This window comes from Gemmatimonas sp., from assembly GCF_044345575.1.
GTDB lineage: Bacteria > Gemmatimonadota > Gemmatimonadetes > Gemmatimonadales > Gemmatimonadaceae > Gemmatimonas.
Genome location: NZ_JBIJAW010000426.1, coordinates 1 through 2,602, shown reverse-complemented (window position 1 = coordinate 2,602; position 2,602 = coordinate 1). Strand labels below are relative to the sequence as shown.

General features: G+C 66.1%; 3 protein-coding genes. All 3 read left to right on the top strand.

The window, feature by feature from the left end:
* The coding region (gene trmFO, locus ACIQ6O_RS16180; protein WP_396208803.1) for a methylenetetrahydrofolate--tRNA-(uracil(54)-C(5))-methyltransferase (FADH(2)-oxidizing) TrmFO at positions 1–1,320 on the top strand (1,320 nt) is incomplete at its 5' end.
* Complete coding sequence (xerC, locus tag ACIQ6O_RS16175; RefSeq protein ID WP_396208802.1) at positions 1,317–2,273, top strand: tyrosine recombinase XerC; 957 nt, start codon at positions 1,317–1,319, stop codon at positions 2,271–2,273. The genes trmFO and xerC, both read left to right, overlap by 4 nt.
* Before the next feature lie 55 nt (positions 2,274–2,328).
* Positions 2,329–2,602 (top strand): hypothetical protein (locus ACIQ6O_RS16170; RefSeq protein WP_396208801.1); only part of this gene is annotated, 274 nt, incomplete at its 3' end.

Sequence of the window (2,602 nt, the reverse complement as noted above, 5' to 3'; positions counted from 1 at the left end):
GGTAGCGAGGCCGCATGGCAATTGGCCGAGCGCGGCCACGAGGTCGTCATTCATGAGATGCGCCCCGTGCGCGGCACGGCTGCGCACCGCACGGAGAAGCTCGGCGAGCTCGTGTGCTCCAATACGTTCAAGAGCACCGAGCCGTCCAACGCGCACGGACTGCTCAAGGCCGAGATGCGCACGCTCGGTTCGCTCATTCTTACCTGCGCCGACGAGGCGCGCGTGCCCGGTGGCAGCGCGCTTACGGTCGATCGCGAAATCTTCTCGCAGGCCGTGCACGACCGCGTGCACGCGCACCCGCGCATCACGGTGTCGCGCGAAGAGGTGAGCGAGCTCCCCGAGGTGGGAATCGTGGCCACCGGCCCGCTCACGAGCGATGCGCTGGCGGAGCGCATTCGCGCGCGTCTTGGGGTGGAGTCACTGGCCTTCTACGACGCCATCGCGCCGGTGGTGAGCTTCGAATCCATCGATCAGGGTATTGCGTTCCGGCAGTCGCGCTGGGGCAAGGAAACGATGGAAGGGGCGAGCGAGGAGGGCGCGTATCTCAATTGCCCATTCACGCGTGACGAGTACGAAGCGTTCATCGACGCGCTGACCACGGCCGACCAGTTCACCGCACATGAGTTCGACGCCGTGCCGTACTTCGAGGGGTGCATGCCCGTGGAAGAGATGGCGCGTCGCGGGCGCGAGACGCTGCGCTTCGGCCCCATGAAGCCCATCGGGCTGCGCGATCCGCGCAACGACAGCAAGCCGTGGGCGGTGGCGCAGTTGCGCATGGAAGATCGGGCGGGCCGCATGTGGAACCTGGTGGGGTTCCAGACGCGGTTGCGCATTCCGGAGCAGGCGCGGGTGTTCCGCCTCATTCCGGGGCTCGCGGAAGCGGAATTTCTGCGCTTTGGGAGCATCCATCGCAACTCGTATGTGAACGCCCCGGCTGCGCTCACGCCGCATCTGTCGCTGCGCGATGCGTCGACGACGCTCTTCGCCGGACAGATCACCGGCGTGGAAGGCTATACCGAGAGCAGCGCCACCGGCCTGCTCGCCGGCATCAACCTGTCGCGCATGTTGCACGGCGAGGAGCCCGTGGTACCGCCGCCCACCACGATGATGGGCGCGCTCTATCGCTATCTGCGCGAGGCCGACCCGAAGCACTTCCAGCCCATGAACGCCAACTTCGGTTTGCTCGATGATCTCGAGGGCGTGCCGGCCAAAGTGCTGAAGGACAAGACGAAGAAGCGCGAGCTCTTCGCCGAGCGCGGACTCGCGCACATGATGGCCTGGCGCGAGGCGCACGCGCTGGGTGTAGTCGGCGCCGCGTGAGCGACGCACCGGCGGCGGTTCCGCTTCCCACCGAGATCGGCGAGTTTCTCGTCCATCTCGAGAAGGAACGCGATCTTTCGCCTAACACCTTGTCCGCCTACTCGCGCGATCTGCGCGAGTTCTCCACCTGGTTGGCGCAGACGCACGGCGAACAGGGGTGGGACTGGAACGAGCTGTCACGGACCAGCATCCGCGGCTACATGGCGCATCTCACCCGTCGTGGCCTCGCCAAGCGCAGCATCGCCCGACAGTTGAGCGCGGTGCGAAGCTTCTATCGCTGGATGCACCGTGACGAACGGGTGGATGTAAATCCGGCGCGTGCCGTGGGCTCACCGCGGCTGCCGCGCACACTCCCCGCGTATCTGGATCGCCAACAGGCGGAGACGCTACTGCAGCACGCGGCAACACGAGCGCAAAGCCTCGAGTTCACCGACGTGCGCAACCTTGCGATGCTCGAGCTGTTCTACTCGAGCGGGCTGCGCCTCAGCGAGTTGTGCGGGGTCGATCTGCAGGATCTCGATCTCGTGTCGCAGCAGGTGAAGGTGCGCGGCAAGGGGCGCAAGGAACGCATCGTCCCGCTCGGGGATCATGCACAGCGCGCCCTGCGCAACTATCTCGTGAAGCGCGATGCGCTCATGCAGCAGCTTGGCGGGGTCAAGGCCGGGCGGCTTGCTCGCGGCGCCGTGTTCTTGAGCGAGCGCGGCACGCGCATCAGTGCGCGCGCGGTGCAGCATGCCATGGTGACGCTTCTCGACGCTGTGGGGGAAGGGGCCGACCTCAGCACGCACTCCCTGCGACACACGTTCGCCACCCATCTGGTCGATGCCGGGGCCGACCTGCGCGCTGTGCAGGAACTGCTGGGCCACGCCAGCATCAGCACCACGCAGATCTACACGCACACGAGCGTGGATCGACTCAAGAAGGTGTACCGGCAGGCGCATCCGCGGGCGTAGGCAACTGTTCGTACGTATCGTGCGACTCCTCAACACGGGACCGACCATGTGCTCCATGGCTTCGTTCGTTCGACTGGTGGTCGTCTGCGCCTTCATCATGGTGGGGCGAGACGCAGCGGCCCAGTCCGCGTCTGTCGCTTCAGCCGATAGCACCGCCATTCACGAAATCCGGCTTACCGATGGCTCCATGCTCTACGGGCGTATCGTGCAGCAGGACTCGGCCCGGCTCGTGGTGCGCACCATCAACGGGGCCTCGGTCGAGCTGCGACGAGAGCTCGTGAAACAGTTGCGCCTAACGGCCGGCCGTGTCGTGGGCAACGAGTTCTGGG